This window comes from Mycobacterium sp. (assembly GCF_035274705.1).
GTDB lineage: Bacteria > Actinomycetota > Actinomycetes > Mycobacteriales > Mycobacteriaceae > Mycobacterium.
Genome location: NZ_DATENY010000019.1, coordinates 1 through 2828, shown reverse-complemented (window position 1 = coordinate 2828; position 2828 = coordinate 1). Strand labels below are relative to the sequence as shown.

At 63.5% G+C, this 2828-nt stretch carries 4 protein-coding genes; 1 reads left to right on the top strand and 3 read right to left on the bottom strand.

Annotated features, from left to right (window positions below):
* The first annotated feature begins 109 nt into the window (after positions 1-109).
* A complete protein-coding gene (locus tag VJV41_RS05240) occupies positions 110-415 on the top strand; it encodes a hypothetical protein (RefSeq protein ID WP_325331809.1) in 306 nt (101 codons plus the stop codon).
* 33 nt (positions 416-448) lie between these two features.
* Here VJV41_RS05240 and VJV41_RS05235 read toward each other — a convergent pair whose 3' ends face one another.
* From VJV41_RS05235 to VJV41_RS05225, 3 genes are all read right to left on the bottom strand, one after another.
* A complete protein-coding gene (locus VJV41_RS05235; RefSeq protein WP_325331805.1) occupies positions 449-760 on the bottom strand; it encodes a hypothetical protein in 312 nt (103 codons plus the stop codon).
* Positions 761-1109: 349 nt separating this feature from the next.
* On the bottom strand, positions 1110-2300 hold the full coding sequence (locus VJV41_RS05230) for a lipid-transfer protein (protein WP_325331803.1): 1191 nt from the start codon (positions 2298-2300) through the stop codon (positions 1110-1112).
* Between the two features lie 66 nt (positions 2301-2366).
* Complete coding sequence (locus VJV41_RS05225) at positions 2367-2654, bottom strand: rhodanese-like domain-containing protein (protein WP_325331811.1); 288 nt, start codon at positions 2652-2654, stop codon at positions 2367-2369.
* Positions 2655-2828 lie beyond the last annotated feature (174 nt).

Sequence of the window (2828 nt, the reverse complement as noted above, 5' to 3'; positions counted from 1 at the left end):
CACCCCGACGCGGCCGCTGACAACCTTTTCGAAATGGCTTTGAACCCCCACAGACGTTCGCCCGTTGAACCGGCTGACACCGACTAAACGGACAGAACGGAGGCCCGCCATGCGTGCCATCTTGCTCACACAGGTCGCGTTGGCCGCAGCGGCCTGCGGATTGATCCTCGCCCCAGCGGGTTTCGCTTCTGCCGAATCTGCTGCAGTCACCATCGGACAGCTGGAAGCTCAGGGTTTTGATGTGAAGATCGACCGGTTCGGCAGTGCACCGCTCGACCAGTGCGTGGTCACTAACGTCCGAAACCCAAGGGAGCGAACACAACTCGTTCCGACGATCGGCGGTGGTCGCGATCGAGATTTCGTCCCGGTGGTCGTCGACCGAACGATTGCCGTGACGCTGGACTGCTCGCGCTAACAATGTCGCCAAACAGGTTGTCCGCCAACGGGATCAGCGTGAGCAGTTCAGCGATACCGAAATCGACTGGCTGACGACAACCTGAACCAGCACGCGATCTCCGTTGCCGCCCGGGCCGTTGTAAGGAACCCACTGTGTGACCTGCTGCGGATTACGCACACTGGTCACCACGCAGTCCTCGATCGGCGCACTGCCTACACGGTCGATGTTGACCGTGTAGCCCTCACTCTGCAGCCGGCTGATCACTTGTTGCGGAGATTCTTCTGCCGACGCGAGGCCCGCAGGCGCGGCGATCACCCCGCACACACCCACAGCCACAGCGGCGAGCGTCCATCTTGGTCGCATAACCGCACCTCCCGTCTTCAAGTAGGTCAATGATCCTCCACATACATCGCCAGAGCGAACTGTTTCGGTTCCGGCGCGATGCGGAATCATCCCCTGACTCCAACGAAGCGGAGGCCGCTGCGGTTCAACGCAGCAAAGCCAGGTCAGCGGGAGCAATTCCGCGATACCGAAATCGATCGACTGACAACCACCGGCACCAGCACAAAGTCGTCCTTGTCCCTGACGCGGATCCATTTGGTGACGGAATGTCGGACGCATGACAGCGCCCCCTATCTGTGTTTCGGACCGTGGTCCTCACAGATACATCGCTTCAAGCGGCAAAAACGTTGCTGGAGCCGTTGGCCAGTGACTAGCGCTCGGCGCGCTGATAGGCGGTCACGACGGCCGCGCCGCCAAGCCCGATATTGTGCTGCAGCGCCGCGTCGACGCCCTCGACCTGACGCTTGTCGGCGGTGCCACGCAACTGCCACGTCAGCTCCGCGCACTGCGCCAGACCCGTCGCGCCCAGCGGATGGCCTTTGGAGATCAGCCCGCCGGACGGGTTGACGACCCAGCGTCCGCCGTAGGTGGTGTCGTTGTTGTCGATCAGCTTGGGCGCCTCACCCTCGCCGCACAGGCCCAGCGCCTCGTAGAGCAGCAGTTCGTTGGCCGAGAAGCAGTCGTGTAGCTCGATCACCTGGAAGTCGGCTGGCCCGAGGCCAGACTGTTCGTAAACCTGCTGGGCGGCTTTGACATTCATGTCGTAACCGATGAGGTTCTTGGCGCTGCCGTCGAAGGTGGACTCGAAGTCGGTGGTCATCGCCTGGGCGACGATCTCGACGGCCTGACCGGCCAGCCCGTGCTTGTCGACGAACGCCTCACTGGCCACGATCGCCGCGCCTGACCCGTCGGACGTCGGCGAGCACTGCAGTTTGGTCAGCGGATCGGAGATCATTTTCGCCGCAAGGATGTCGTCGAGCGAATACTCCTCTTGGAACTGGGCGTACGGGTTGTTCACCGAGTGCTTGTGGTTCTTGTAGCCGATCTTCGCGAAATGCTCTGCGGTGGTGCCGTACTGGCGCATGTGTTCGCGGCCCGCGGCGCCGAACATCCACGGCGCGACCGGGAATGCGAACTCGTCGATCTCGGCCATCGCCTTGACGTGCTTGCCCATCGGGGACTCGCGGTCCTGAGCGCCGCCTTGAAGCGGGCCCGGCTGCATCTTCTCGAAGCCAAGGGCGATCGCACAGTCGGCCAGCCCGCCGCGGATCGACTGCGCGGCCAGATACAGCGCTGTCGAACCGGTCGAACAGTTGTTGTTGACGTTGACGATCGGGATGCCCGTCATGCCGAGCTCGTAGAGCGCCCGTTGCCCGGACGTCGAGTCACCGGCGACGTAGCCGACGAAGCCCTGCTGCACCTCGGAATAGTCGACGCCCGCGTCGGCCAGCGCGTTGGTGCCCGATTCGCGTGCCATCTGTGGGTAGTCCCAGCCTTCGCGGCGGCCGGGCTTTTCGAATTTCGTCATCCCGACGCCGACGACGAAAACTTTGTTTGGCATCGAAGTTGTCCCTTCGCTGTTCCTGCGATCGACAGAAACACAAAGCGGGCGAACTGTCTACATGCCCTATCGACGCCAGGCGCCGTACCCGCCGGCAAGGTAGTGCACGCGGTCGTAGCCAAGGCCGCGGAGTTGTTCCGCGGCCGGGATGGCCCGACGCGACGAAACGCTGCAAACGACGATCTCGCGATGACGGTCGGTGATCTGCTCCGCGATCGCGGCAGGGTCGATGAGTAGGGCGCCGGTGATGCTGCCCTGATGGCGTGCGACCTGCGGGCGGATGTCGACGAGCAATGCGCCCGCGCCCTGGCGGCGGCGTGCGGTGGCCGCCGAGATCGGTTGTGGCACCGGCATTGTCGCCGCGGACGTGAGGAGCGGGAGTTTTTCAGTTGGGTTGTTGTGCGAGATGGTCATGATGGTCGTTTTCTAGTTGGTGGTGCGGGGGCCCCGCCGCCGCAGCGGGGCCCCCGCGGGGGGAGGGGTCTATTTGAAGAGGCCGGCGTACTGGGGGCAGTAGGTGTTCACGGA

What these genes read in the sequence shown, in the direction of transcription:
- VJV41_RS05230 (WP_325331803.1), bottom strand. Translation starts at nt 2,300, where the DNA reads ATGCCAAACAAAGTTTTCGTCGTCGGCGTCGGGATGACGAAATTCGAA.
- VJV41_RS05235 (WP_325331805.1), bottom strand. Translation starts at nt 760, where the DNA reads ATGCGACCAAGATGGACGCTCGCCGCTGTGGCTGTGGGTGTGTGCGGG.
- VJV41_RS05240 (WP_325331809.1), top strand. Translation starts at nt 110, where the DNA reads ATGCGTGCCATCTTGCTCACACAGGTCGCGTTGGCCGCAGCGGCCTGC.
- VJV41_RS05225 (WP_325331811.1), bottom strand. Translation starts at nt 2,654, where the DNA reads ATGCCGGTGCCACAACCGATCTCGGCGGCCACCGCACGCCGCCGCCAG.